This window comes from Curvibacter sp. GW821-FHT01G03 (genome assembly GCF_059422285.1).
Genome location: NZ_JBWKWP010000019.1, coordinates 1 through 26015, shown reverse-complemented (window position 1 = coordinate 26015; position 26015 = coordinate 1). Strand labels below are relative to the sequence as shown.

The following is a 26015-nucleotide window of genomic DNA, read 5'->3' as shown; positions in this document are numbered from 1 at the left end:
GAGAACACCATGAGCCTCGACATCTTCTGGTTCCTGCCCACCTCGGGCGACACGCGCTACCTGGGCAAGTCCGACTTCGGCCGCCCCGCCACCAACGCCTACATGCGCCAGATCGCGGTGACCGCCGAGCAACTGGGCTATGACGGCTTGCTGATCCCCACCGGCAGTTCCTGCCTGGACCCTTGGGTGACGGCCTCCAGCCTGGTCGGTGCCACACAACGCATCAAGCTGCTGGTGGCGCTGCGCACCTCGCTGTCGGGCCCGACCGCCTCGGCCCGCCAGGCCGCCACGCTGGACCAGGCCCTGGGCGGCCGCCTGCTGCTCAACGTGGTGCCCGGTGGGGATGCCACCGAACTGGCCGCCGACGGCGTGTTTCTGGACCACGACGCCCGCTACGATGCAGCGGACGAATTTCTGACCGTGTGGAAGCGCCTGCTGCAGGGCGAAACCGTGGACTTCAAGGGCCAGCACCTGCAGGTGCAAGGGGCCAGGAACCACTTCCCGCCGGTCAGCCAGCCCTACCCGCCGCTGTACTTTGGCGGCTCGTCACCGGCCGCGCACGAGCTGGCGGCCAAGCATGTCGACGCCTACCTGAGCTGGGGCGAACCGCCCGCTCAAGTGGCCGAAAAGATCGCCGATGTGCGCGCCCGGGCCGCCCAGCATGGCCGCACCGTGCGCTTTGGCGTGCGCCTTCAGGTGATCGTGCGCGAAACCCGGGCCGAGGCCTGGGCCGAAGCCGAGCGCCTGATCAGCCGACTGAGCGATGCCGACATCGCCGCGGCCCAGCAGAACTTCAAGCGCATGGATTCGGTCGGCCAGCGCCGCATGGCCGAACTGCATGGCGGCCAGCGCGACAAGCTCGAGATCAGCCCCGATCTGTGGGCCGGCGTGGGCCTGGTGCGCGGTGGCGCCGGCACCGCCCTGGTGGGCGACCCCGAAACCGTCGCCAAGCGCCTGAAGGAATACGCCGACCTGGGCGTGGACAGCTTTGTGCTGTCAGGCTACCCCCACCTCGAAGAAGCCATCCGCTTCGCGGAGCTGGTCTTCCCGCTGCTGCCCGGCAAGAAACCGGTCACCCTGCGCGATCAGGTGCTGACGGGCGGGGCCTTTGATGGGCGGGCGGTGGCGGCATCGTGACAGAGCTTCGGGTTGTCACGCAGGCGGACTGCCCTCATCGAGCAGAACGTTCATGGGATGGCCCAACGCTCGCGAGGCGCTATTTCACAGGCAAATCAGACAGCGCCTCACGCAGTTGTTCGGCGCGTCTGTTGTTCAACGTTGCAAGGCAAGCCAAGCGGCCCATCTCATGGCCATTGCCCGCCCCGCCACCGCTGATCGAAGCCGAAAATTGACATTGGGTTTCGCGGTACTTGGCGAAGGCCGCGTTGGCGGCCACCAGCTTGGCTTTGGCGCCCTTGACATATTGAACGTCCTCATCCCACCGCAATAGCATTCGAGCACCCATCTCTTCAGCTTGCCGCAATGCGCTCTGACTGGCTTCGGCCTTCGCGGCAAGGCAGTCCCGCATTCCTGCTTGAGAAAATGCGCCACACTCCTCCAGCAGCCCTCGTTCACTGCGAATCGGATCTGCTGGGGCAGCAGATACCGAAAGAGCGAAAGGTACAGCCAGACAGAAAACCATGCGATTCAGGGTGTGCATCGACCGGACTCCCCTTGACGCATCAACAACAAAGCATGATCCAACTTTTTGGCGTAATTGATATCTCGTCGCATGGAGTTGTAATTCAGGGCCACCGACAAGGTCGAAAAATTCTTCCAACCAGTAATGACCTTTTGAATCGATGCTTTTTTGTAATTCAACACCTGCCCCGGCCGAAGAATGCCGGATGAGGGATTTAATTTTTTGAGCATATCGACGGTTGTTCCATGCGCCTTCGCCACTTTTTCAAAACTGTCACCCGGCATGATCACAACCTGATAGGTTCTGGTGTCTGCGCTCGGCTGACTTTGGTATTCAAAATTGGCCATGCGCATGAGCAAGTACCCGATCCCAGCCCGGATATTGAGAGCCGGAACAGCACGGATGCCTACCGGGGTCAACCTGCCTTTCAAAGCCGGTGGAATGATCAAATGCCCCCCTTCTCTGTCAGAGAGAAGCGCAGTCATCCCTGGATCGCCAACGACACCAATTTGCATGGGTTTGATTTTCCATTCTGAAGCATGCGCGCCAGTTTCAACCCACAGGATGGCTTTGATGAGTTGCCAGTCCAACGGAAGAAAACCTGGGGTACGGGAAAGGTGGCGGTTGTACTCATTGACTGCCGTCTGAACTTCGCAATCCCATTCGTTCCAACGGGCATCGCCAAGGGCCTTGCTGATGCCGTCCTGCCAAAGCTGGAGGCCCGTCTTCACAGGTGCCTGCACGGTCATACATCTCCTTTCAAGTGAGGAGCACAATCGGGTGCCTATGCTGCGGCAAGCCATTCAGAAGATGGGGGCAATCCAAAAGATCTCGGTATCGGTGGAGTCCTGCGGCATACAAGCGACCAGCGCACCAGCATCCGGCCATGGCACTTCAGCCGCAAAACTGCCCAGGCGCCCATCAAGCCGTACGCGGCAACCTCAACATGACCATCTGCCTTATTGACGGGTCTTCCCGCTGCTGGCCGGCAAGAAACCGGGCACCCTGCGCGATCAGGTGCTGACGGGCAGGGCCTTTGATGGGCGGGCGGTGGCGGCGTCGTGACACAGAGCTTGAACAGCGCACCCAACCGTCTCCTCAGATTGAGGCCCAGCGTCTGATACGCGAGCGCAGCGTGCGCTGCTGTGAGACGTCCAAGGGCATGGTGCTCACCAAGGCCATGGCGGCAGACAAGCTGACATGCTGGTGAACCAGCAACGCGGTGCAAAACACCCTGTCCTTCTCGCGCCCAGCCGTGGCTTTGGCAAGAAACAGGTCCAAAACATCGAGGCAGTACCCCACCCGCCCGCCGGTGTTCAGGTTTTGTACACGGTGCACACGGTTCATCCAGTCATGCGGCAGCACGGCGGTTTCTGGCCCCCACAGCCTGGGCGTAGTAACCAAACTGATCGTGAAACATCGACCCTTCGCCGATGGCCCCTTCAATCAGATCGGCCAACTCTGGCGCCGTAAGGGGATAGATGTCGGCTTCCATCGAAACGGTCAAAGCAGCATCAGGCTCGCTGATGGACCCCAATATGGACTGGCTGCCGATGATCACGAACTCGTATTGATCCGTGATCTGGGCGCTGGCCCGAATGATGTGCTCAAGGTCTTCACGATTCATGGAGGGTGACCGGTTTTGCTGGCTCAGCAGGGCTTGCCAAATCACTGCTGATCTCCATGCCCTCTCTGAGGGCTCTCACCTGCTGAAGAACCTGCTGGCGACAGGGTTCTGTGAGAACCGTCACCAGCGGCGATGCCTGCCTCAATTGCTGAGCGCGGCGACTGCGACCCAAGACCTTGCGCCAAGCTCCCGCATCCAGAATTTCGATCCACTCACACCACAAGCCTCTGGATCGTGACTCGCCCCGATCCAGCCAACACTCTGCCGTCTGGCGAGCCTGGGCCAACAAGTCGGGGTTGGTCTTGCCTTGCCGGACCGCTTCTTCATGCAGGGCCAGACTTTGCAGATCCTGGAGTTGGTGCTTTGTCGGATCAACAGAAATCCGCACCTGGACGGCGGGCGCAATTCGACTTGATCTTCCGGCAGCCGACCTGGCTGAAGCGGGATGCAGCGTATCGCCACACAACAAAGCCAGATCCGCTGCGACACCTAGAACCGACATGACCCGCAAGTAATTGCCCATCGCCGGGCCGGGATCACCTGCCTCAATGGCTCTCAAGGTATTGCGAGAAATGCCGGCAAGCGCCGCCATCTCCACAGTGCCCAATCGCTTGTCTTGACGCAGGCGCGACAAGCGCTCCCCTAATTGCAAAAGCAACTGACGCTCGATGACTGCACTCAGAGTAGAAGTGTTCATTTGGTCGTTATTTTTAGCAAAAGCTATATTTTTGGTCATTTTATTGACCAATTCAAGCCCTCCCCCGCCATTGTCAGATCGCCCCGCGCTGCCCATCAAGTCACGCAACGCCAAGTGGCGCTTGGTCAACCAGCTTCCCTTCGGTATCACGCCGACAAGGAAACTGAGAGATGGGTCTAGGGAGACAGGAGCTTGGCATGCATTGCAGCCAGGTACACACGCACCTGCTCGGCGGTGACAAGCTGTGATGGGTTGGCCTTCAGCTCGTCATGGCCTGGGCCCACCTGCTGATGCAACCAGTCGTCCACCGCTCGATCCCAGGCCGTCAACGCTGGCAAGCCGTCGCGGACCACTTCGCTTTCGCTGGCGTACTCGCCCGCACTGACCTTGGCTTTGACCACGTCAGCCATGTCCTTGGCCGGGTGATCCTCATTTGTTGAGTGGTCCTCATGGCGCATTCTCCACCGCATAACGCTGCCGCACGAAAAAGCCATTGATCCGGTGCGGCGCCTCGGCCTCGATGCTGAGGTCGAGGGCCTGGATGCCGCGCTCGCAGCGCAGCAGCACGCTGGCCGAGCTGGGTGTCGGCCCCGGGGCCTGGGCCAGAGGCCGACAAGGGCCCAGGCGGCTGCGCAGGTCGGCCAGCAGGGCCTCCAGGGACGAGGCACTGACCTGCTCGCGGAACACGGGGGCAAAAATGGCCATCAGCTCGGGCTGGGGCTGGTTGATGCGGCTGACCAGCTCGGCCAAGCTTTGCTGCAGTGGGGCCTGCAGGCCCTGGCCCTGGGCCTCGGCGGGTGCCTGGGCCAGACCGGCGCAAGCCATCAACAGGATCGACAAGGGTTTGAACAAGCGCATGGGGTGCCTCCGGTGGATCGGTCAGTCTAGCCATCGGGGCGCTGCAAAATGGCCCGCCCATCCGGCCCCCAAGGCCGCCGTCGGGCGAAGAACCGAACCGAACCGAACCGATCGGCTGGCTGGCACAGCACCCGCGCAGGCGGCCACCAGAGACCCCAGGCACGCCGACCAACACGGCGGTCTGGCGGTCTGGCCGCTCAGCCTGGGTGGGGCAGGCTGCGCAGGCCGGCGGCCAGTTCGACCACCTCGGCCGTGATGGCTTCCTGGCGCAGGCGGCGTTCGTCGGCCTGCAGGCTCTCTTTCAGGTGCCCGATGTTCTCTTGCGCGGCCGCCATGGCCTGCAGACGCGACAGGTTCTCGCTGGCGTGGCTGTGCAGCACGGCCTGGGCCAGGCGGGCGGCCACGTACTCGCCAGCCAGGCCCTGCAGCAGGCGCTCGGGGCTTTCATGCACCACCGGGGCCACGCGCGCTGCCTCGGGCAGGGCCTGCCAGTCCAGCGGCAGCAGGCGGCGGCACACCACCTGAAAGTGCTGGCCCGGCCCCAGTTCGGCATAGACCATCTCGACCGCGTTCGCCGGCTGGCGGTGCAAGGACTCCAGCAACAAGGCATGGAGGCGTTCGCCGGCCGCCAAGGCTGATTCGGCGTGGGCCACCAAAGGCGCACCGCCCTCAACCGCCAGGCCGCGGGCGGCTGCCAGCCGCTGGGTCTGCGAACCCAGCACCAGACAACGGAGACCGGGCGCCCCTGGGGCCGCTCGGGGGATGGCGGCCAGCACCTGTTCGGAAAACCCGCCGTTGAAGCCTTGCTCGGCCCCAAACACCAGGCACAGGCCCTGCGCCCGAGCGGTGGCGCTGCCCGGCAGGCCGGCCCGGGCGTCGGGGGCCTGGTCGGTCGGCAGCAGGCTCAGCACCTGGCCCATGGCCTGGGCCACGGTGTCGGCATAGGTGTTGACCCCGACGATCAAGCTGCGAGCCTGTTGCGCCCGGGCCGCCGCCATGCCCCGCATGGCATTGACCAGCCCGCCAAAGCCCGTCACGGTGGCCAGGCGGGCCTGCACCTCGGCCGGGCCGGTCTGACTCATGCCGGGCCTCGGGCGGGCACGCCTGCCACCTGGCTGAACCAGTGGCCCAGGTCTTGCTGCAAGCCCTTCAAGGCCAGGGCATCGAGGGCCTCGCGAGAAGCCAGCCGTGCGGCCAACTCAGGCACGCCGGGCAAGGCCCCGCGCAAGCGCTCCAGCAAGGCCGGTAGACCGGCCAGGTTCTGGCCATCCAACCAACCGGACTGCAGCGCCATCAGCAAGGCCAGCTGCAGCGCCGCGGGCTGGGGCGCCAGCCGGGGCTGGGCCAGCACCGCACGGATGCATCGGCCCCGCGCCATCTGCTGCTGCACCCGGGTGTCCAGCTCGGTGCCGAAGCGGGTGAACATCTCCAACTCCTGGAACACCGCGTAGTCCAGGCGCAGCGAGTTCACCGCCTCGCGCATCAGAGGCGCCTGGGTCTTGCCGCCCACACGGCTCACGCTGAGGCCGGTGTCCACCGCCGGCAACTGGCCCAGGTCGAACAGGCGGCTGTCCAGCACGATCTGACCGTCGGTGATGGAGATCAGGTTGGTGGGAATGTAGGCCGACAGGTTGCCGGCCTCGGTCTGGGCAATGGGCAAGGCGGTCAGCGAGCCCCCGCCCCGTGCGGCCGAAAGTTTGGCCGCGCGCTCCAGCAAACGGGCATGCACATAGAAGATGTCGCCCGGGTAGGCCTCGCGGCCCGGGGGCTGTTGCATCAGCAGGGCCAATTCGCGGTGGGTGGCGGCGTGCTGGCTGAGGTCGTCGACCACCACCAGGGCATGGCCGCCGCGGTCGCGAAAATACTCGGCCATCGAAAAGCCGGCAAACGGCGCCAGCCACTGCAGGCCCGGTGCGTCGGTGCCGCTGGCCACCACCACGATGCTGCGCGCCAGGCTGCCCTGGCGCCTCAAAGCCTCGATCACGGCAGCGGCCGACTCGCTTTTCTGGCCCACCGAGATGTAGACGCAGACCAGGTCGGTGTCGCGCTGGGCCAGCAAGGCGTCCAGCGCCAAGGCGGTCTTGCCGGTGCCTCGGTCGCCAATGATCAGCTCGCGCTGGCCGCGGCCCAGCGGGAACAGCGCATCCACGGCCAGGGTGCCGGTGTGCACCGGCTCATGCACCAGGTCGCGGTCAACGATGCCCGGGGCCGGGCGCTCGGCCGGCAACCAGTCACTGGCCTCGATGGGGCCAGCGCCGTCCAACGGGCGGCCCAGCGGGTCCACCACCCGGCCCAGCAGGGCCGGCCCCACCGGCACGCGCACCACGTCGCCGCTGCGCAACACGGCTTCGCCGGCCCGCAGGCGGCGGCTGTCGTCCAGCAGCACGCAGGCCAGGCTGTCGGCCTGCAGGCCGGCCACATAGCCCAGGCGCCCATCGTCAAAATGCAGCAACTCATTGAGCCGTGCACCGCGCAGGCCCGTGACCCGGGCAATGCCGTCGGCCGCACTGAGCACCCGGCCCCGCTCCTCAAAGCGCGCCTGCGGCTGCAGACGGCCCAGTTGTGCGCTGGCGCGCTCACGCCAAGCGGCCAGGCCCAGGGTCAGGTCGGTGTTCGGTTCCGAGCTCAGTTCTGCGGCCGTCATGCCCCCTGCTCCGGTGCAGGCTGGTCCGCCAGTTGTTGCAACTCGGCCCGGGCCGCCTGCAACTCGGCCGCCCAGTTCAGGCCCAGCACACCATGGGCGAAGCGCAACTCCAGGCCGCACAGCAAGGTGGCATCGGGCTCGAACACGCAGCCCAGCTCAGCGCCCTCCCCGGGGTCGCCGTCGGGGCTCAAGACGCCCTGCAGGTCCAGGGTCAGCCGCGCCTGCACCGGCTGTGGCAAGGGATGGGCACTGGCCACCTCCAGCACCGGGGCACTGTGGCCCGTGGCCAGCCACTGCGCCCGTTGCGCGGCCGGGGTGGCCTGCAGGCGGGCCAGCAGGGCCGGCCAGAAGGCCTCGTCGGGCACGGGGGTGAGGCTCAGCAGGCGCTGCGCCAGTTCGGTGGCCAAGGTGGCCGAGGCCTGGTACAGGGCCGTGCCGGCCTGCACGCGCTCGCGCCCGATCTGGGCCTGGGCCTCTTGCAGGCATTGGCGCACGGCGACCCGGGCCGCCTCCAGGCGGGCCGCGCTGTCTTTCTCGGCTTGCTCACGGGCCGTCTGCAGCACCGCCTGGGCCGCCAGGTCGGCGGTCTGGCGCTGCTGATCGAGCGCGCTCAGTTGGGCACGGGCCTGATCGCGAGCGGCCTGGGCCTCAGACAGGGTCTGCTGCACGGCCTGGCGCCGGGCCTCGATCACGGCCAACAAGGGGCGGTAAAACAGCCAGCGCAGCAACAGCAGCAACACCACCAGGTTGCAGGCCTGCAGCAACAGCGTCCAGAGGTCGATGTGCATGGGCGGGCTTCAGTGCACAAAGGGGTTGGCAAACAGCAGCAGCAAGGCGATCACCAGGCAGTAGATGGCCATGGTCTCGATCATGGCCAGGCCCACGAACAAGGTGCGCGAGATGGTGCTCGCGGCCTCGGGCTGGCGGGCCAGCGCGTCCATGGCCGCAGCCACCGCCCGGCCCTCGGCCAGCGCGGGCCCAATGGCCCCAAAGGCCACCGCCAGGGCGGCGCAGACGATGCTCACAATTTGAATCCAGCCAGTGTCCATGGGAATACTCCAGTAGAAAGACGTCAGCCGCCGTGGTCGCCCGCCGCCGCAGCGATGAAGACCATGGCGAGCACGGTGAAGATGTAGGCCTGGATCACCCCGGTGAGCAGTTCCAGCGCCATGAAGGGCACGGGCACCAGCAGCCCGGCCAGCCCCAGCACCACGGCCGAGATGAACATGCCGCTCATGATGTTGCCGAACAGGCGCACGGTCATGGACACCACCCGGGTCAGGGCCTCGATCAGGTTCAGGGGCAGCATCAGCAGGTTGGGCTCGGTGTAGGTCTTGAGGTAGCCCCACAGGCCGTGGCGCCGCACGCCCCAGCCCAGCACTGCGGCAAACACGGCCAGCGCCAGGGCCAGATCGGTCTCCAGCGCGCCGGTGGGTGGCTCAACGCCCGGCACCAGGGAGCACAGATTGGCGCCCAGGATGAAGATGAACAGCGTGGCGATCAGCGGCAGAAAAGGCGCCGGGTCGGCGTTCATGGTGGATCGCATCTCGGCCTGCAGGGTGTCCAAGGCCATCTCTGCCAGCAACTGCAGGCGCCCGGGGCTGTGCACCGACAGGCGCCGGCGCAGCCAGGCGGCCAGCACGGCCAGCACCGCGATCAAGGCCCAGGTGGTGATCACCGGGCCGGTGATGCCGACCGGCCCCAGTTGCCAGACCACCTCGTGCAGAAAAGGCTGGGCCTTCATGGTGCCGCCTCCGCCGAGCCGGCCAGGCCGCGCCGGACCCTGCGGACCCACCACTGGCGGGCCAGCAGCACGCCCAGGCCCAGGGCCAGCAAGGCCGGTGCACCCTGACGCGCCGTGGCCCAGCAAACACCCCCCAGCACCCCCAGGCGCAGCAGGTGCAGACCCAGCAGAAGGCCCCAGCGGGGCTGGGCCCCGGGTTCGACCAGTTGCCGGCTGAGCCAGCGCAGTGAACCGAAATGCCAACCCCCCAGGGCCAACCCCAATGCAAAAAACAAGACCATCAACAGGCTCATACAGCGTGTGTCCTCATCGTTGGTGCATCCAGCGCCACGCACCCCAGGCCCCCACAACCACACCCAGCAGCAACAGGGCGGCACTGAAGGTGATGCCCGTGCCCAGTCGGTGGTCCAGCCAGCGGCCGCCCGCCAAGCCCAGCAACATGGGCAGCACGATCACCCAACCCAACACCCCCAGCGTGGAGAGCTGACGCAGCACCGTGGGCTCGCCCTCGCGCAGGCTGCGCTGGCGCCGACCGGCCTGGCGCTGGACTTCTTCGAGCAGGGCGGGCCTGCCGGTGCCGAGGCCTTCGCCGGGACGGGGTTCACTCATGGCGTGCTCCAGGGCACCTGGGGCCGGCGCTGCAGCGGACGGATCAACTCGCGCAGCACTTGCACCTCCAGGTGCCGGCTTTGGCGGCGCGCCGCCTGTTCGACCTGTTCGCGCTCACGCAGCCGGGCCAGCACCTGGTGCTCCAGGTGGTCCAGGTCCTCGCCCAGCACGGCTTCGCGGGTGGCCACCTGCAATTCGCACCCCCGCTGCAGTGTCAACACCCCGCCGCTCACGGCGCAGTAATGCCAGTGCTGTTGCGCGTCGCGCCAGCTCAGCACCCCCACGCCGAGCAGCGACAGCAGATCCGCATGGCCGGGCCAGAGACCAAAGCCGCCGCTGGCGTCCTGGGCCCGCACCGAGCGCACACCGGCCTCGTCCACCAGCACCGAGCCGAGGCTGCTCAACACCAAATGCAGGCCGTCCACCTGGGGCCAGGCCGGCAAGCGGCCGTCAACGGTGCCGGGCTCGCTCATGCGGCCCCTTTCTGCCGGGCTTCTTCGAAACTGCCCACCATGTAGAAGGCACTTTCGGGCAAGGCATCGCCGGCGCCGTCCAGGATGGCGCGACAGCCCTTGAGCGTATCGGCCAGGCGCACCTGGCGGCCCGGCTTGCCGGTGAACGCCTGGGTGACGGCAAAGGGCTGGGTCAGAAAGCGCTGCAGGCGCCGGGCCCGCGCCACACGTTGCTGGTCTTCGGGGCTGAGTTCGGCCACCCCCAGCAAGGCAATGATGTCCTGCAGCTCTCGGTAGCGGGCCAGGGTCTCGCGCACTTCGCGGGCCAGGGCGCAGTGCTCGGCCCCGACCACGGCCGGGTCGAGCAGGCGCGACTGCGAGGCCAGCGGGTCCACCGCCGGGTACATGCCCTCGGCGGCCAGGCTGCGCGACAACACGATGCGGCTGTCCAGGTGGGTGGCGATGGCGGCCACGGCCGGGTCGGTGAAATCGTCGGCCGGCACGTACACGGCCTCGATGGCGGTGATGGCCGCGTGCTCGCCACAGGCGATGCGCTCTTGCACTGCGGCCACCTCGGTGGCCAGGGTGGGTTGGTAGCCCACGCGTGAGGGCAGCCGCCCCAGCAGCCCCGACACCTCGGCACCCGCCTGCACAAAACGGAACACGTTGTCCATCAACAGCAGCACATTGCGCTGCTGCTCGTCACGAAAATACTCGGCCAGGGTGAGCGCAGCCAAGGGAGTGCGCCAGCGCGCGCCCGAGGGCTCGTTCATCTGCCCAAACACCAGCACACTTTTGGCCAGCATGCCCGAGTCGCGCATGTCCGTCAGCAACTCATGCCCCTCGCGGCTGCGCTCGCCCACGCCGGCAAACACCGACAGGCCCTGGTAGGTGTCGGCCATGGCGTGGATCAGCTCCATCACCAGCACGGTCTTGCCCACGCCGGCCCCCCCGAACATGGCCGCCTTGCTGCCCAGGGCCAGCGGGGCCAGCAAGTCGATGACCTTGATGCCGGTCTCGAAGACCTCGGCCACGGCCCGGCGGCGCGACAGCGGTAGCGGCTCGGCATGGATGGGGCGGCGTGGCACCTGCGGCCCCAGGGCCGGGCCGCCGTCGCCAGGCTCGCCCAGCACATTGATCAGGCGCCCCAGCAGGGCCTCGCCCACCGGCACCATGACGGGCGCCCCCGTGTCGAGCACCGCGGTATCACGGGCCAGCCCTTGGGTGTCTTGCAGGGCCACCGTGCGAACGGTGTCGGCATCGAGTTGCGCCTCGACCTCCAGGGTCAGGGTCTGGGGCTGATCCCACAACACCAGCAAGGCGGTGGCCGGGGCCGGCAACTGCCCGTCTTCAAAACGAACATCCACCACCCCGCCCTGCACGGCAAGCACACGACCACGGGCCTGGACGGGAGAGGCTGAAGACACAACGATGGGCATGGGTGACTGGAACGAGGCAAGCCCGATGCCCCCATCGTCGCCCAACCGCATGGCGCGGCGATGACAAACGGCGATTGATAAGGCTTGATCGGTCAGCTCATTGAAGCCCAGTGGACCTCAGGAACACTTGACCCAGGTCAACCCGAAGCGCAGCCCCCGGGTAAAGAACTTGTTTCAGCAGACCAGATCGTCGGGGCTGGCGTAGCCGGTCTGCTCCAGCAGCTGGCTGACAAAGGCGTCAAAGTCAGGCAGCTCGGGGCGCTGCAAACCGCTGGGCTGGGCCACCCAGCCTTCGGCCTGTCCCAATAGACGCAAGGCATCGAAATGGGGCTCGGCCCCAGCATCAAAGCTGTGGGCGAGGCCGGATGGCAAGGCCACCCAGTCGCCCGCCTCGCACAGCAGGCCCACAAAGCCCCCGGGATGGCGCACGGTGAACAGGCCGGCACCGGCCAGGAACACCCGCAACTCGGCCTCGCTGTGGCGATGCTCCTGGGTGAACTGCTGGCGCAGCGCGGGCCAGCCAGACTGGCCGGGGGTCACCCGCACCCGGTCGATGCGGTGCAGGTCCAAGCCCTGGCCCAGCGTGGCCAGCCGGCCCTGCTGGGCCTGCAACCAGGCCTCGGCGCCGGGTTCATCAGGCTCGGGCGCCGCGCCCAGGTGCAGCACGCCCCAGCCCACCCCCAGGCTTTGCAGCCAGGGGGCGATGCGGTGTTCACACACCAGGGTGTCCTGCCAATGCCCGGCAGCATCAAAGAGTGCCAACGCGGCCATGCCCTGCCCCGTCCGTTTACTGCAGGAAGGCCGGTCTGGCGTAACCGGCAAAGCGGCTGTCCACCACGGCCTTGAACTCTTTCGAACGGTAGGCCTCGGCGATGTCGCGCGCCCAGGGTGTGTCTTGATCGGCGCGCTTGACGGCCACCACGTTCAGGTAGTGGTCGGGGGTCTTTTCCAGGGCCACGGCTTCGGTCAGCTTGAGGCCCGAGGAGATGGCAAAGTTGCCGTTGACGATGGCGTACTCGGCATCGCCCAGCGAGCGCGGCAACTGAGCCGCCTCCAGTGGGATCAGCTTGAGCTTCAAGGGGTTGGCCTCCAGGTCTTTTTCGCTGGCGCGCAGCGGGTCGATGCCGGGCTTGAGCTTGACCAGGTGGTTCTGCTCCAGCAGCACCAGGGCGCGGGCCAGGTTGCTGGGGTCATTGGGCAGGGTCACGCGGTCACCCTCACGGGCTTCAGCCAGGGTCTTGCGGCGGGTGGAGTACACGCCCAGGGGCGCGATGGGGCCTTGCACCAGCTCGACCAGATCGAGCTTCTGGTCGGCCGCGAACTTGCGCAGGTACACGCGATGCTGGAAGAAGTTGGCATCGAGCGAGCCCTGGGCCAGGGCCAGGTTGGGCTGCACGTAGTCGTTGAATTCGACCAGCTTGACCTGGTAGCCCTTTTTTTCGAGCAGCGGCACGATGCCGGCCTTGAGCTGGTCGATGTTGGAGCCGGCGGTGCCGCCGATCACCAGTTCTTTCTTGCCGGCGCTCTGGGCCAGTGCAGCGCCCGGGCCCAGCAAGGCCAGGGCCGTGGTGGCGGCCAGGGCCGACAGCCAGGCACGGCGGGGAAGAAGGCGTTGGAATGCGGTCATGGGGAGGCTTTCAAAAACGAGGGGTGGGAGGGGTGAAGGGTTCAGCGCTTGTCGAGGCGACGCGCCACGGTGTTGCCGGTGAACTGCACGGCCTGCACCAGCAGCACCAGCAGGGCCACGGTGAGCACCATCACATCGGTCTGGAAACGGTAGTAGCCGTAGCGGATGGCCAGGTCGCCGATGCCGCCACCACCCACCACCCCGGCAATCGCCGAGTACGACAGAAAGCTCACGGCCAGCACGGTCAGGGCCAGCACCAGGCCCGAGCGGGCCTCGACCAGCAGCACGCGCCAGACGATCTGCAGCTCGCTCGCGCCCATCGCATGGGCGGCTTCGATCACGCCCCGTGGCACATCGCGCAGGCACTGGTCCACCAGGCGGGCCAGGTAGGGGATGGCGGCAAACGACAGGGGCACGGCGGCCGCCAGCGGCCCAATCGAGGTGCCGACAATCGAGCGTGTGAACGGCACCAGGGCCACCAGCAGGATGATGAAGGGGAAGGAGCGCACGGTGTTGACCAGCCAGTTCAACACCAGAAAGGCCGGCTTGTTGTCGAGCGACTGCCCCGGGCCCAACAGGAACAGCAGGACGCCAAGCGGCCCGCCGATCAGCACGGCGGCCGACAGGCCGATGGCCAGCATCAGAAAGGTCTGGGCGGTGGCCAACCACAGCTCGGGCAAGATGGCGGCGATGTTCTCAGGCATAGGCCAACTCCTTGGCGGGGACAGAGGTCAGGGCGGGACGGGCGGTGTCACGAGAGGTGTCACGAGAAGTACCCCGGGCCGCATCGCGGGCCGGGCGGCTGCGCACCAGCTCGGCCAGTTCGCGGCCCAGCACGGTCTGGCGCGCCACGCCCAATTCGTCGACCGCAAACTGCTCGACCAGGCGGCCTTGCTCCAGGATGGCGACGTGGCGGCACAGCAGCTCGACCACCGAGAGTTCATGGGTGACGATGACGAGGGTCACGCCCACCTTCTGGTTGATGTCGCGCAGGGTTTCGAGCAGCGAGCGGGTGGTCTCGCTGTCGAGCGCCGAGGTGGGTTCGTCGCACAGCAGCACCTGGGGGCGCGGCGCCAGCGCGCGGGCAATCGCCACACGCTGCTTCTGGCCGCCCGACAGTTGGGCCGGGTAGCTTTGGGCCTTTTCGGGCAGGCCCACCAGGGCCAGGCACTCATGCACGCGCTCGGCGATCTCGGCGCGGCTGTGGCGGCCGTGGATCTTCAGTGCAAAGGCCACGTTGTCGAACACGGTGGCGTTCTGCAGCAGGTTGAACTGCTGGAAGATCATGCCGATGTTCTGCCGGGTGTCGCGCAGTTCCCGGCGCGTCAGCGCGGTCAGGTCACGTCCGGCCACCAGCACGCGGCCGCCATCGGGCTTTTCAAGCAGGTTGATCAGGCGCAGCAGGGTCGATTTGCCGGCGCCGCTCTTGCCGATCAGGCCGAACACGTCACCGGCCTGGATGCTCAGCGACACCTCGCGCACCGCATCGAAGGCGGCGCCGCCGGGCAGGGCAAATGATTTGCGCACCGCCTCCAGCCGGATCACGGGGGCCGCCTCGGCGGCCGGAGAAGTTGTACCAGTCATGGGTTGGAGGGTGATGAAGAAAGGTCGCAGTATCCGCAAGCCCCCGCCGAAGCGGAACGAATGAAACAGCCGACGCTTATCCGGTTTGCGCATAAGGCCGGCCCAGCGGCCATCGCCTCACCCCCCACCCGATAAGCACATGCGAATTGCTTCCTTGGCAGCGCGCGCCAGGGCTTGCACAGTGGGCCGCCTGTCTGAACTGAACCGGCGGCCCGCGCCGCCCAAACTTGCCATGTCCCTGTTTTCTGCACGCCCCACCCGTCGCCACCTCGCCCTGGGCCTCAGCGCCCTGGCCCTGTCGCTGGCCGCGCTGAGCCCCGCCCAGGCCCAGGACAAAAAAACCCTCAAAGTGGGCATCTCGGTCGGCCACGCCGAAGAGATCTTTGCCGTGGTCAAGAAGGTGGCGGCCCGCGACGGCCTGAACATCGAGGTGATCCCCTTCAACGACTACCAGTTGCCCAATGCGGCCCTGGCCGCTGGCGACCTGGACGCCAACGCCTTCCAGCACAAGCCCTTTCTCGACAACCAGATCAAGGCCCGCGGCTTTGACCTGGTACCGGTGGGCCTGACCATCACCGCGCCGCTGGGCTTCTACTCGCGCAAGATCAAGTCCATCGCCGACCTGCCCGAGGGCGCCTCAGTGGGCATCCAGAACGACCCCAGCAACGGCAACCGCGCGTTGCTGCTGCTGCAGTCGGCCGGCCTGATCACCCTGAAGCCCGAAGCCGTGAAGAACAACACGGCCTCCCCGCTGGACGTGGTGAGCAATCCGCGCAAACTCAAGCTGGTGGCGCTGGACGCCGCCCAGCTGCCGCGCTCGCTGGATGACCTGGTGATCGCCTCGATCAACAACGACTACGCCTCACAGGCCGGGCTCTCGCTGCAGCGCGACGCCGTGATCAAGGAAGCCCCCCAGGGCCCCTACGCCAACCTGATCGCCGTGCGCCGCGCTGATCAAAACCAGCCCTGGGTGAAGCGCCTGGTGGCGGCCTACCAGTCGCCCGAGGTGAAGCAGTTCATTGAAAGCAAGTTCAACGGCGCCCTGGTGCCGGCCTTCTGAAGGATGTCCCATGAGCACCGCCACCGCTGAGCACAACGACACCCAGGTCAACCCCCACCCGGCCCCACTGGGCCGCGCCCTGCCCCCGGCGGCCGATGCCGCCATCCTGCACGCCCGCGCCCAGGCCCTGCTGCCCGAGATCGCCGCCGGCGCCGCCGAGCGCGAGCGCCAACGCGAACTGCCCTATGGCCTGGTGCGCCGCATCGCCGAGGCCGGCCTGCTGACCTGGCGCATCCCCAAGGCCCAGGGCGGGCCAGGCGCCTCGGTGCACGATGTGATCCGCTTCGTGATCGACCTGGCGGCGGCGGATTCGAACGTGGCCCAGGCCTTGCGACCCAATTTCGGCACCGTTGACAGCCTGCTCTTTGGCGGCACCGAGGCCGAGCAACGGCGGTGGTTTCCGCGCCTGCTGGCTGGCGAGATTTTCGGCAATGCCGGGCTGGAGCGCGGGGGCGCCCATGGCGCCAACACCGCCCAGTTGCGCCGCGAGGGTGAGCATTACCGCATCAGCGGCAGCAAGTACTACAGCACCGGCGCCCTGTACGCCGACTGGATCGGCTCGCTGGCCCTCAACGAGGAAGGCCGCGAGGTGGCCTTCACGGTGCCGCGGCACCGCCCTGGGCTGGAGATGGTGGACGACTTCGACACCACCGGCCAGCGCCTGACGGCCAGCGGCAGCACGCATTTTCACGAGGTGCTGGTGCGGGCTGAAGAGCTGCGGGTGAACTCGTTCCCCCGCGACCGGCGCAGCCCGATTGCACCGCTGTTCCAACTGTTCTTGGCCGCCGTGCAGGCCGGCATCGCGCGCAACGCCCTCAACGACGCGGTGGCCTTTGCCCGCCACAAGGCCCGCCCCATTCGCCACAGCACCGCCACCCGTTCGGTGGACGACCCCTATGTGCAAGAGACCGTGGGCCAGATGGCCGCTCAGGCCTATGCCGCCGAAGCCACCGTGCTGCGCGCCGCCGACGCGATTGACGCCGCCTGGGCCGACCAGCTCAGCAACAGCGCCCTGACCCAGGCCTCGATCGAAGTTGCCCAGGCCCAGTACTTTGCGGCCGACGCGGCCCTGAAAGCCTCCGAGTTGGCCTTTGACGTGGGCGGCGCCTCGGCCACCGACCGCAACGTCAACCTGGATCGCCACTGGCGCAATGCCCGCACCGTGGCCAACCACAACCCGCGCCAATGGAAGGCCGCCGCCAGTGGGGCCTGGCATCTGAGCGGGACGGCGCCGCCGACGACCGGGTTGTTTTGAGGCAGCCTTGAAAAGGGCAGCACCAAGCTCACGGGCTTGGCCTGCACCTGCGTCACTGTGCTTTGGCGATCGGTGTAGGAAGCCAATCACGCAGTGATTCTGAGCACACCTCTATTTCCCGGCTTCAGGCCGTTGAATCAGTCGATTTATTTCTGCAGTCACGCAAATCGAAAAAGCTGTCAACTTCATCGATCCATGGCCAAACTCTCTTTTTTCAGATTTCTCGCACGCTGAATCTCGTCTCTTTTCCCAGTCCGAAATCACATGCTTAAGAGTGATTTCTGCAGCAATGCGGTCACGGTCAGCACAAAAATTTGTGTTGACCTGGCTGGCATCACAATCCTCTAGACGCTGTTTCAAATCGGCCTCAGACAAGTGACTGCGACGCGAGAGCTCCCTGATCATTTGGCTCTCTGGCGGGGCCTGATGGCTAGCCCCTATCGCCAGGCCTGTGGCACCCATCAGGATCCAAAACAAGTATTTCTTCATTTTTCAAATGCCGCATCCTCTTGTTGGCGTCGAATCATCAAGCCCGGAACACGAACGGTGGGCAGTCTCTTGCCTTTTTCATCGATCGGGTACAAATACACTTTTCTTTTCATATGAATCACCACACTGGTGGCATCCCCTTGGCTTGCTTCATTGCCTCACCTGAATAACAGTGGATCAGATTTTTGAATAATCTGTGGCTCAACTATGAAGTGATCCACGAGTGGACCAAATTCTCAGGCAACTAATTAATTTGATTGACGCTCCCCACAGGGGGCCAAGCCTCCGTGAGAGTTCATACACCAAGAAGTCAGGCTTTCTTTTTCGTGCTACAGAAATTCTCCACGCAGTGCAAAAAACTAACCCACTCTCATTCATTGCGGGACACCTTGCAATGAAAATTTGCTTGCTATTTTTCTAAAGATAGCCAAATCATCTTCTTGATGAATTCTATCGGTTTGCAACACCAGATAATAGAGTATGCCACCACTTTCATTTCTGTATTGGAGAATCGCATAAACAGGCTCATCCGCAACCCTACCCTTGAGTAGGCTGGCTACAGAATTAGCTAACAGGTATTTTTGGAAGAAGGCCCCTTTGACACCCCACTCATCAATGAATGACTTTTTCTGCCCCGCCAACCCCCCCAGCAGGAGGGCATCATGATCAGCCCATATCGAAACCCGTCGACGATTCCCCAATAGATAAAAAATACCATGATCCGGGTTAGGAGATCTTGCTCCATACGCAACCAGTCCTGGTAAATTTTGAACACTAAAACCAAAACTTTCATTGTGGTAGTTGCCAGCCACCACCTCCGAAGTAGAGATTTGTTTTTGCAACCAACCAGCATCAGCTGATGACGCTGATGCGGAAAGGGATAGCTGAACACCGATGAGCGCCAGCGCCATCCATTTTATTAAACACCTCATTTTATCGCCACACATTGCGCCTTGCGCGCCAAAACCGATCTATATATTGCCTGAAAATTTTCATAATATTTTGGATTGACTGTGTTGTAGCCTATCTTCTTCATGGCCTCGATAAATTGAGACATTGTTCTACAACCAAACAAAAAAGATCGGTATGTGCTTTCAAAATATAAAACACAAGCTTCATAGCTGACAAAGCTCATATTTGCCTTGCCAGCATGAGTCAATCCAAATATATTATGCAAGCGCTTGTTATGCTCATCTCGACCCCATGCATTCTCAAATGCAACAAGTGCCAATAGAAAATTCTCATCCACATCAAGTCGATTTGAAAGAGGTCTTATCAAAGGAATGAAAGTCTCAAAAAAATATTGAAAATCCGCATTGCAAATACCTTTCTTATGAACAACCACCGGCATTTAAACCCCCTGAATGCATGAGCAAATAGATATCAAATAAGTTTTTAATTACAGCCAACACCACTGCACAAATTGGTCATTTTTTGACACTAGCGACATCCCAGGAGCAGGATAAATTTTAATATCGAGCAAGATCCTTTGACCAAGACGCTGCTCATCTTTGTTGCACTTCGTCCTTGAATATACCAGCGCCAAAAAATATTTCTAGCACTTTATTTTTCACGTAACTCGTATTTGCCAATATCAATGAGTTTGATTGAAAAGTGGTGGAGCAGGTTTTTCTCATCGTGCTCATACAAAGCCTTTACAGTGACATACACACCAACCCCTTTCTTTTCACAATCAGCAGTCTGAATCAGGTATTGCGAGTGATCGTCATTCAACTCAGAAAACGCCAACGTCTTGATCAACTTTGATTTTTGTTCCAACGTCGGATTTGCGATCCATTGCACATAGGCCTCACTGCCTGCCCCATCATCAACATCAGCAACGACAAGGCGGTAATAGCCATGCGTGTTTTTTACCTTCCAGTCTCCACAGGTTTTTATGATTCTGTAATTAAGCGGCAAAGCTTGAACGCGCTCCAGCAGGATGGATTCAAGAGAGGCCGCACAGCCAGAGATTGAAATCAATATGAAAAATATTATTTTTCTCATGTTAACGAGCATTCAGCAACTCTGCGCTGGCTCCCTCGCTCTATTGCTTGCAAGAGACATCAGAGTGTCTGAATATTTCTGCGTGACTAACATGCTATTCCTTTGATTGCAGTCACGATTGACCGGTTGGCTATACGTTCGCCGTCGAGACGGGAACAAGCATAGAAATAAAGCATTGATCGCCTCCGCAATTTAGAAACCGATAAACCAAGCATGTCCAAAAAACACAACAGGCCTCTAAATAGGCGTGCGTTTTGATTGATGCGTGATTTCAAATTCTAAAATTCAACAAAAGCGATTCGAGCCCATCAAAGATGGGCGGCCGCTCCTAAATGCTGAGCGCTGAAGCCGATGGCCAGGGGCTTATCCGGAAATGCCCCTGGATGGCACTGGCAATGCAGTCGCCCTACTTGCCCGCCACCGGCTGCAACCAGGCATCGGCATACGAGGCAAACAGGCCATCCCCTTGCGCCACGGTCTTGTGGAAGCGCGCGGTGGAGACGGTGACCCAGGTCTGCTCGATCAGGTCGAGCACGGGCAGGTCTTCTTGCACGATCTGTTGCCACTGGGTGATCAGGGCCTTGCGGCGGGCCGGGTTGGCTTCGTCGGCGGCGGCTTCCATGATCTTGTCCAGGGCGGGGTTGGAGTAACCCGAGCCATTGGTCCAGGGGGCGCCCTTGATGATGTTGCGGGTCCAGAACAGGCGCTGCACGCCCAGGGTGGGGTCGGGCAGGCGGTGCAGGCTGGAGATCATCAGGTCGTAGTCCTGGTCGGTGAAGATGCGGCGCAGGTAGCTGACCGTGTCGCCGCCGCGCAGCACCACCTCGACGCCGATGCGGGCCAGCGACTGGCGGATGAATTCGGCCTCACGGGCACCGCCACCGCCGTCGTAATCGAGCGTGACCTTGAGCCGCTTGCCATCGGCCGCCTTGCGAAAGCCTGCCTCGTCCAGCAAGGCCTCGGCCTTTTTGAGGTCATAGGGGTACTGGCGGGTGTCGGGCGAGTAGTAGTTGACCACCGACGAGGGCACGGGTCCGGTGGCGGGCTTGCCATAGCCCCAGAACACCACCTTGAGCAGCGCGTTCTTGTCGATGGCATGGGCGAAGGCCTGACGCACGCGTTTGTCGCTCAGGTAGGGCCGGCGCACATTGAACTGGGTCAGGAAGATGGTCGACAGGTAGCGGCCATCGTCCAGGTTGATGGTCCATTTGGCCGTGTCGCTGAAGCGCTCCAGGTTGGACAGCGGGATGCTGGAGCCCAGGGCCACGTCGATCTCACCCGCTTCCAGAGCCACGGCGCGGGCCGCGGCGTCGGGGATGAACTTGAACACGATGCCCTGCAGGTAGGGCTGGCCCTTTTGCCAGTAGTTGGGGTTGCGTTCCAGCCGCACATGGCTGCCCTTGACCCATTCCTTGAACACAAAGGGGCCTGTACCGACGGGGGCCAGGTTGGCCGGGTTGTTCAGCACGTCGGTGCCGGCATACAGGTGCTTGGGCAGGATCTGGGCGCCGTAGCTGTTGATGTAGTTCAGCAGGTAGGGGGCAGGTGAGGACAGGTGGATCACCACGGTGTGCCTGTCAGGCGTATCGACCTTCTCGACATTGGCAAAGGCGGCCCGTCCGAAGGAGTGCAGCTTCTTCCAGACATTGAGCAGGGTGTATTCGACGTCGGCCGAGGTGAAATCCTTGCCGTCGTGCCATTTCACGTTCTCACGCAGCTTGAAGCGCAGGGTCAGGCCGTCTTCCGACAATTGCCACGAGGTGGCCAGCGCCGGCACGGGTTGCAGATTCAGGTCAAAGCTGACCAGGCCTTCAAGCACCTTGCTGGAGACCTGTCCGATGTTCATGGTGGTGATGAAGGCCGAAGTCAACAGCGTGGGCTCGGGCGACACGGCCACGTTGAGCACACCGCCGCTGACGGGGGTCAGTTCGGCGGGCTTGGCCGCGTTCGCGGCTTTGGGGGTCTGGGCCTGCACCGGGCCCTGAAGGATGCCCATCAAGGCCAAAGAGGATGCCAATGGAACGGCGAGGCGGCTCAAGGCGCCGCGGGCAAGAAGGGTTCTGCGCTTCATGTGGGATAGGTGGGGTGGGTTGAAAAAGCGTGGCCAAGCCAACAGCGGAGCCCAAGGCTCCGCTGCGGTCAAAAAATTGCAGGGGTAACCCCCTGCCGAGCGAGATCTCAGGCGGCTTGCAGGCGCGGGTGGCGCGCCACAGCCGGCCGGGCCAGGCCCAGGTGCTCGCGCAGGGTGCTGCCTTCGTAGGCGTGGCGGAAGATGCCGCGCTGGCGCAGCAGCGGCACCACGCCATCGACAAAATCCTGCAGACCACCGGGCAGCACGTCGGGCATCAGGTTGAAGCCGTCGGCGGCCCCGGCGCGGAACCAGTGCTCGATGTCATCGGCCACCTGCTCGGGCGTGCCCACGATCACGCGGTGCCCGCCACCACCGGCCAGGGCGCGGATCAGCTCGCGCACGGTGTAGTTGTGGCGGGTGGCCAGGGCGCGCACGAAGTTGAAGAAGGTGTGGTTGCCGTTGCCGCCACCGGGCAGCGGCAGGTTCTCAGGCAGGCGCTCGTCGAGCTTGAGGCGGTCGACGCTGATGCCCAGTGTGCCTGCCAGGCGGTTCAGGCTGTAGCGCCAGGGGATCAGGTCGACCAGCTCATCGCGGCGGCGCAGGGCTTCGGCCTCGGTGCTGCCGATGATGGTGGTCAGGCCGGCCAATACTTTCACAGCGTCTGGGCCACGACCCAGGGCCTCGGCACGGCTTTTGAGCTCGCGACCGTAGGCCAGGGATTCTTCAAACGATTGCGAGGCCGAAAACACCGCCTCGGCATGCCGGGCCGCCAGTTCGCGCCCGTCGGCCGATCCGCCGGCCTGCACCAGCACCGGGCGACCTTGCGGGCTGCGCGGCAGGTTCAGCGCACCTTGCACCGAGTAGAACTCGCCCTGGTGGTGGATCGGGTGCACCTTGTCAGTGTCGACAAAGCGGCCCGAAGCCTTGTCACCCACGAAGGCGTCGTCGTCCCAGCTGTCCCACAAGGCCTTGACCACCTCGGTGAATTCAGCAGCCCTGCGGTAGCGCTGGGCGTGCTCGGGCACTGCATCGCGCCCGAAATTGCGGGCCGACGGCAGGTCGGCCGTGGTGACGATGTTCCAGCCGGCGCGGCCAGCGCTCACGTGGTCCAGCGTGGCAAAGCGGCGGGCGATGTTGTAGGGTTCGTTGTAACTGGTGGAGGCGGTGCCGATCACGCCGATGCGGCGCGTGGCCGCCGCCACGCTGGCCAGCAGCACGGTGGGCTCGAGTGCGGTGATGGGGCGGAAATCGATCTGGTCGACGATGGCCGCGTTGTCGGCCAGGAAGATGGCGTCAAAGGTGCCCAGTTCCGCCAGTTGCGCGGCACGGATGTAATGCTGCACATCGATGAAGGCCTTGGGGTCGGCCTCGGCCACGCGCCAGGCCGAGGGCAGAAAGCCCGAGTGCAGGGCATTGAGGTTGAGGTGCAGTTGACGGGGCGGTGGGGCGGCAGGTGCGCTCATGGTGGGTTCCGATGCAGGTGGCGGCCAGCGGCCGAAGTCCTGATTGCACCGGAGGCCCGCACTCAGGCCAACAAAGCTTTCCGAATTTGCATCCTCAGAAAACGCACCCGCCCCGCCCTGCCCTGCCTCGCTGCGGTCAGTGATCCTCGTCCGACAGGCTGATGGCAATGCGACGGAAGTCAGACTCGACGTCCAGAAAGACATCGAAGACCTCGGGATCGAAGTGCGTGCCTCGCCCCTGGCGCAGGATGATCATGGCCTCTTCGTGGCTCATGGCCCCCTTGTAGACGCGCCGGCTGATCAACGCGTCATACACATCGGCAATCGCCATCAGTCGCGCCGACAGCGGGATCGCCTCGCCCACCAGGCCCTCGGGGTAGCCCGAACCGTCCCACTTCTCCTGGTGGTAGAGGGCGATTTCCTTGGCTGGCTGCAGGAAAGGCAGGTGCATGTCCATGGATTTCTCGGCGCGTTCGATGGCCTGATAACCCAGCGTGGTGTGGGTTTTCATGACCTCGAACTCTTCCGGGGTCAGCTTGCCAGGCTTGAGCAGGATTCGGTCTGGAATACCAACCTTGCCAATGTCATGCAAGGGCGCCGACTTGTACAGCAGGTGGATGTAGGCGTCGGTCAGGACGGTGGCGTACTTGGGCAGAGACTGCAGCTTCTGGGCCAGGCAGCGCACATAACGCTGGGTGCGCAGGATGTGGTTGCCGGTCTCGTTGTCACGGGTCTCGGCCATCGAGGACATGGCCAGGATGGTGACGTCCTGCATGGCCGACAGTTCGCGGGTTCGCTTGCCCACTTCTTCTTCGAGAAAGCCGTTCTTGTCACGCAGGAAATCCGCCATGCGCTTGAGCTGCAACTGCGCCTGCACCCGCGCCAGCACCACCGGAGGGCTGATGGGCTTGGCGATGTAGTCCACACCGCCGACCTTGAAGCCCGCAGACTCCGATTCGATGTCGGTCTTGGCCGTGAGGAACAGCACCGGGATGTGGGCACTGCGCGGGTCTTGCTTGAGGCGGCGACAGACCTCGTAGCCATCCATCTCGGGCATCATCACATCCAGCAGGATGATGTCGGGGGCTGGCGTGGCCTGGGCGATCTGCAAGGCGCGCTCGCCCTTGCTGGCCACACGCACCTTGTAGTGGTCCTTGAGCACGGCGCTCATCAACGACAGGTTCTCGGGCGTGTCGTCCACTACCAGCACCACGGGGCGCTCTTGATTCGTGTCGGGGCTGGCGAGCAATGCACCGGCAGCGGTCTCTGAGGCAGACAGCAGGGTCCTTGGCGCCGGTGCCACCTGGGCGGCTGAGCCCGCCGCTGCCACCAGCGGCTGCGGGTTCAGTTGGGCCTCGATGCCGGCAATCAACTCGGCCAGCTGGCGAGCCAGCAGCGCTGCCTGAGCATGCGCATCCGGACGTCGGGCCGGCTCACGCAAGGCCTCTTCGAGCCGGCCGGCCTGCGCCTGCAGCCCATGCGCGCCAATGTTGCCGGCCACACCCTTGAGGGTGTGGGCCACCATTTCGGCGGCACTCCAGTCCTGGACCTGCACCAGGGCCTGGATCTCGCTGCCCACGCTGCGCTGGCCGGCCACGAAACGACGCAACAGGGACAGGTACAGAGGGATGTTGCCGATGGCACGTCGCAGGCCTTGCGCCACATCGAGGCCCGGGATCTGCAACACGGCACTGCCCACCAGGCCGCCGCGGCTTTCAGTGACCTCGGCGGGGCGCGTGCCCTCGGCCTCGCCTCGGCTCGGAATCCAGCGCAGCAGGGCTCGCCAAAGCTCATCAGGCTCGATGGGCTTGGTGATGAAGTCGACCATGCCGGCGGTCAGGCACAGCTCGCGGTCGGTCTGCCGGGCGTTGGCCGTCATGGCAACGATGGGCACGTGCTGGTACTCGTCGAGCTTGCGGATCTCCTGGGTGGCGGTCACGCCGTCCATGACCGGCATCTGCATGTCCATCAGCACGATGTCGTACTCGCTGCGGCGGATCTGGTCGATGGCCTCCTGGCCATTCTCGGCAATGTCCACCAGCAGACCCGACAGGCGCAACATGCCTGCCGCCACCTCCTGGTTGATGTCGTTGTCTTCGACCAGCAGCACCCGGGCACCGCGCAGGCGCTCCAGGGCTTGCGGCTGCGGGCTCTGCCCCATCTCGCGCGAGGCGGCCACGGCGGAGGCGACCTTGCGAAGTGTGCGGCTGCCCAGCACCTGCATGACCGTATCAAACAGCACCGAAGGGTTGACGGGCTTGAGCATCACGGCGTTCACACCTGCACCGAAGGCCTCCATGCGGATGTCATCGCTGTTGTCGGCTGCCACCAGCACGCAAGGCGGTACCTTGCGCAGCGCCTGACGGCGCAACTGGTCGGCGACTGCCAGGCCATTGAGACCGGGCATCTTCCAGTCGAGAAAGACCAGTTCGAAGGGAGTCGTGTTGTCGTCGTGCTCCTGAATGAGCTGCAGCGCCACTTCGCCCGAGGCGGCCTCGTGCACCACGAAGGTCTGCTGGCGCAGCATCTGGCACAGGATTTCGCGGGCACGGGCGTTGTCGTCCACCACCAGCATCTTCTTGCCGCGCAGATCGGGCTCTGGCTGAGGCAGGCTGCGTTGCTCGCTGCTCTTGCCCAGGCGGGCGGTGAACCAGAACGTGGCGCCCTGGCCCAGCTCGCTCTCCACCCCCACCTCGCCTCCCATCAGCGCCGCCAGCCGCTTGCTGATCGCCAGCCCCAGCCCCGTG

At 64.3% G+C, this 26015-nt stretch carries 29 protein-coding genes and 1 pseudogene; 3 read left to right on the top strand and 27 right to left on the bottom strand.

Annotated features, from left to right (window positions below; all coding sequences use genetic code 11):
* The first annotated feature begins 9 nt into the window (after positions 1–9).
* Complete coding sequence (ssuD, locus tag AC07VS_RS23460; protein ID WP_494655997.1) at positions 10–1137, top strand: FMNH2-dependent alkanesulfonate monooxygenase; 1128 nt, start codon at positions 10–12, stop codon at positions 1135–1137.
* 79 nt (positions 1138–1216) lie between these two features.
* Here the strand turns inward: ssuD and AC07VS_RS23455 are convergent, their stop codons facing one another.
* The 20 genes and pseudogenes from AC07VS_RS23455 to AC07VS_RS23360 form a co-directional block, all read right to left on the bottom strand.
* Positions 1217–1660, bottom strand: a complete 444-nt coding sequence (locus tag AC07VS_RS23455) for a lysozyme inhibitor LprI family protein (RefSeq protein ID WP_494752161.1) — start codon at positions 1658–1660, stop codon at positions 1217–1219.
* A complete protein-coding gene (locus AC07VS_RS23450) occupies positions 1648–2391 on the bottom strand; it encodes a LysM peptidoglycan-binding domain-containing protein (RefSeq protein WP_494655995.1) in 744 nt (247 codons plus the stop codon). The genes AC07VS_RS23455 and AC07VS_RS23450 overlap by 13 nt, the downstream gene beginning before the upstream one ends.
* A gap of 349 nt (positions 2392–2740) precedes the next feature.
* Positions 2741–3007, bottom strand: coding sequence for a hypothetical protein (locus AC07VS_RS23445; protein ID WP_494655994.1), 267 nt, complete (start codon positions 3005–3007; stop codon positions 2741–2743).
* Positions 2994–3269 (bottom strand): hypothetical protein, encoded by a 276-nt coding sequence (locus AC07VS_RS23440; protein ID WP_494655993.1) that lies wholly within the window; start codon positions 3267–3269, stop codon positions 2994–2996. The genes AC07VS_RS23445 and AC07VS_RS23440 overlap by 14 nt, the downstream gene beginning before the upstream one ends.
* Entirely contained in the window at positions 3259–3966 is a 708-nt protein-coding gene (locus tag AC07VS_RS23435; protein ID WP_494752208.1) for a helix-turn-helix transcriptional regulator, read from the bottom strand. Before AC07VS_RS23435 ends, AC07VS_RS23440 begins: the two co-directional genes overlap by 11 nt.
* Positions 3967–4142: 176 nt before the next feature.
* Positions 4143–4417 (bottom strand): annotated as a pseudogene (locus AC07VS_RS23430) (ribbon-helix-helix domain-containing protein).
* Positions 4414–4824, bottom strand: a complete 411-nt coding sequence (locus tag AC07VS_RS23425) for a hypothetical protein (protein WP_494655990.1) — start codon at positions 4822–4824, stop codon at positions 4414–4416. The pseudogene AC07VS_RS23430 and the gene AC07VS_RS23425 overlap by 4 nt, the downstream one beginning before the upstream one ends.
* Before the next feature lie 197 nt (positions 4825–5021).
* On the bottom strand, positions 5022–5906 hold the full coding sequence (locus AC07VS_RS23420) for a F0F1 ATP synthase subunit gamma (protein WP_492345393.1): 885 nt from the start codon (positions 5904–5906) through the stop codon (positions 5022–5024).
* Positions 5903–7468, bottom strand: a complete 1566-nt coding sequence (locus AC07VS_RS23415; protein WP_494752160.1) for a F0F1 ATP synthase subunit alpha — start codon at positions 7466–7468, stop codon at positions 5903–5905. Before AC07VS_RS23415 ends, AC07VS_RS23420 begins: the two co-directional genes overlap by 4 nt.
* A complete protein-coding gene (locus AC07VS_RS23410; protein ID WP_494752159.1) occupies positions 7465–8256 on the bottom strand; it encodes a F0F1 ATP synthase subunit B family protein in 792 nt (263 codons plus the stop codon). The genes AC07VS_RS23415 and AC07VS_RS23410 overlap by 4 nt, the downstream gene beginning before the upstream one ends.
* Before the next feature lie 9 nt (positions 8257–8265).
* The gene (locus AC07VS_RS23405) at positions 8266–8517 is read right to left on the bottom strand and encodes a F0F1 ATP synthase subunit C (protein WP_492345390.1); all 252 of its coding nucleotides are present in this window, start codon (positions 8515–8517) and stop codon (positions 8266–8268) included.
* Between the two features lie 23 nt (positions 8518–8540).
* Positions 8541–9212: a F0F1 ATP synthase subunit A gene (locus AC07VS_RS23400; protein ID WP_494752158.1), complete on the bottom strand. Its 672-nt coding sequence runs from the start codon at positions 9210–9212 to the stop codon at positions 8541–8543.
* The gene (locus tag AC07VS_RS23395; RefSeq protein ID WP_492345388.1) at positions 9209–9505 is read right to left on the bottom strand and encodes an N-ATPase subunit AtpR; all 297 of its coding nucleotides are present in this window, start codon (positions 9503–9505) and stop codon (positions 9209–9211) included. The genes AC07VS_RS23400 and AC07VS_RS23395 overlap by 4 nt, the downstream gene beginning before the upstream one ends.
* 13 nt (positions 9506–9518) lie before the next feature.
* Positions 9519–9821: an AtpZ/AtpI family protein gene (locus tag AC07VS_RS23390; protein WP_494752157.1), complete on the bottom strand. Its 303-nt coding sequence runs from the start codon at positions 9819–9821 to the stop codon at positions 9519–9521.
* Positions 9818–10294, bottom strand: a complete 477-nt coding sequence (locus AC07VS_RS23385) for a F0F1 ATP synthase subunit epsilon (RefSeq protein WP_492345386.1) — start codon at positions 10292–10294, stop codon at positions 9818–9820. Before AC07VS_RS23385 ends, AC07VS_RS23390 begins: the two co-directional genes overlap by 4 nt.
* Positions 10291–11712: a F0F1 ATP synthase subunit beta gene (gene atpD, locus AC07VS_RS23380; RefSeq protein ID WP_494752156.1), complete on the bottom strand. Its 1422-nt coding sequence runs from the start codon at positions 11710–11712 to the stop codon at positions 10291–10293. Before atpD ends, AC07VS_RS23385 begins: the two co-directional genes overlap by 4 nt.
* Positions 11713–11886: 174 nt before the next feature.
* Positions 11887–12483 carry a 1,2-dihydroxy-3-keto-5-methylthiopentene dioxygenase gene (locus tag AC07VS_RS23375; protein WP_494752155.1) on the bottom strand — a complete coding sequence of 199 codons (597 nt, stop codon included), beginning with the start codon at positions 12481–12483 and terminating at the stop codon, positions 11887–11889.
* Between the two features lie 16 nt (positions 12484–12499).
* Positions 12500–13339, bottom strand: coding sequence for a MetQ/NlpA family ABC transporter substrate-binding protein (locus AC07VS_RS23370; RefSeq protein ID WP_494752154.1), 840 nt, complete (start codon positions 13337–13339; stop codon positions 12500–12502).
* Positions 13340–13380: 41 nt separating this feature from the next.
* Positions 13381–14043: a methionine ABC transporter permease gene (locus AC07VS_RS23365; RefSeq protein ID WP_492345382.1), complete on the bottom strand. Its 663-nt coding sequence runs from the start codon at positions 14041–14043 to the stop codon at positions 13381–13383.
* On the bottom strand, positions 14036–14923 hold the full coding sequence (locus AC07VS_RS23360; protein ID WP_492345381.1) for a methionine ABC transporter ATP-binding protein: 888 nt from the start codon (positions 14921–14923) through the stop codon (positions 14036–14038). The genes AC07VS_RS23365 and AC07VS_RS23360 overlap by 8 nt, the downstream gene beginning before the upstream one ends.
* A gap of 232 nt (positions 14924–15155) precedes the next feature.
* Between AC07VS_RS23360 and AC07VS_RS23355 the strand changes: the two genes are divergently transcribed.
* Both AC07VS_RS23355 and AC07VS_RS23350 read left to right on the top strand, forming a co-directional pair.
* Positions 15156–15983: a MetQ/NlpA family ABC transporter substrate-binding protein gene (locus AC07VS_RS23355; RefSeq protein WP_494752153.1), complete on the top strand. Its 828-nt coding sequence runs from the start codon at positions 15156–15158 to the stop codon at positions 15981–15983.
* A gap of 10 nt (positions 15984–15993) precedes the next feature.
* On the top strand, positions 15994–17238 hold the full coding sequence (locus AC07VS_RS23350) for an acyl-CoA dehydrogenase family protein (RefSeq protein ID WP_492345379.1): 1245 nt from the start codon (positions 15994–15996) through the stop codon (positions 17236–17238).
* A gap of 111 nt (positions 17239–17349) precedes the next feature.
* On the opposite strand, the gene AC07VS_RS23345 is transcribed toward AC07VS_RS23350, so the two are convergent.
* From AC07VS_RS23345 to AC07VS_RS23315, 7 genes are all read right to left on the bottom strand, one after another.
* Complete coding sequence (locus AC07VS_RS23345; RefSeq protein ID WP_494655977.1) at positions 17350–17727, bottom strand: hypothetical protein; 378 nt, start codon at positions 17725–17727, stop codon at positions 17350–17352.
* A 374-nt stretch (positions 17728–18101) separates the two neighbouring features.
* The gene (locus AC07VS_RS23340; RefSeq protein WP_494655976.1) at positions 18102–18638 is read right to left on the bottom strand and encodes a hypothetical protein; all 537 of its coding nucleotides are present in this window, start codon (positions 18636–18638) and stop codon (positions 18102–18104) included.
* Between the two features lie 17 nt (positions 18639–18655).
* Positions 18656–19078, bottom strand: a complete 423-nt coding sequence (locus tag AC07VS_RS23335) for a glucosaminidase domain-containing protein (RefSeq protein ID WP_494752152.1) — start codon at positions 19076–19078, stop codon at positions 18656–18658.
* Positions 19079–19290: 212 nt separating this feature from the next.
* Positions 19291–19746, bottom strand: a complete 456-nt coding sequence (locus AC07VS_RS23330) for a hypothetical protein (protein ID WP_494752151.1) — start codon at positions 19744–19746, stop codon at positions 19291–19293.
* A gap of 394 nt (positions 19747–20140) precedes the next feature.
* Entirely contained in the window at positions 20141–21805 is a 1665-nt protein-coding gene (locus tag AC07VS_RS23325; protein WP_494752150.1) for an ABC transporter substrate-binding protein, read from the bottom strand.
* Positions 21806–21912: 107 nt separating this feature from the next.
* Positions 21913–23268, bottom strand: a complete 1356-nt coding sequence (locus AC07VS_RS23320; RefSeq protein ID WP_494752149.1) for an LLM class flavin-dependent oxidoreductase — start codon at positions 23266–23268, stop codon at positions 21913–21915.
* Between the two features lie 136 nt (positions 23269–23404).
* Positions 23405–26015, bottom strand: a 2611-nt coding sequence (locus AC07VS_RS23315) for a response regulator (protein WP_494752148.1), incomplete at its 5' end; no start/stop codon positions are given.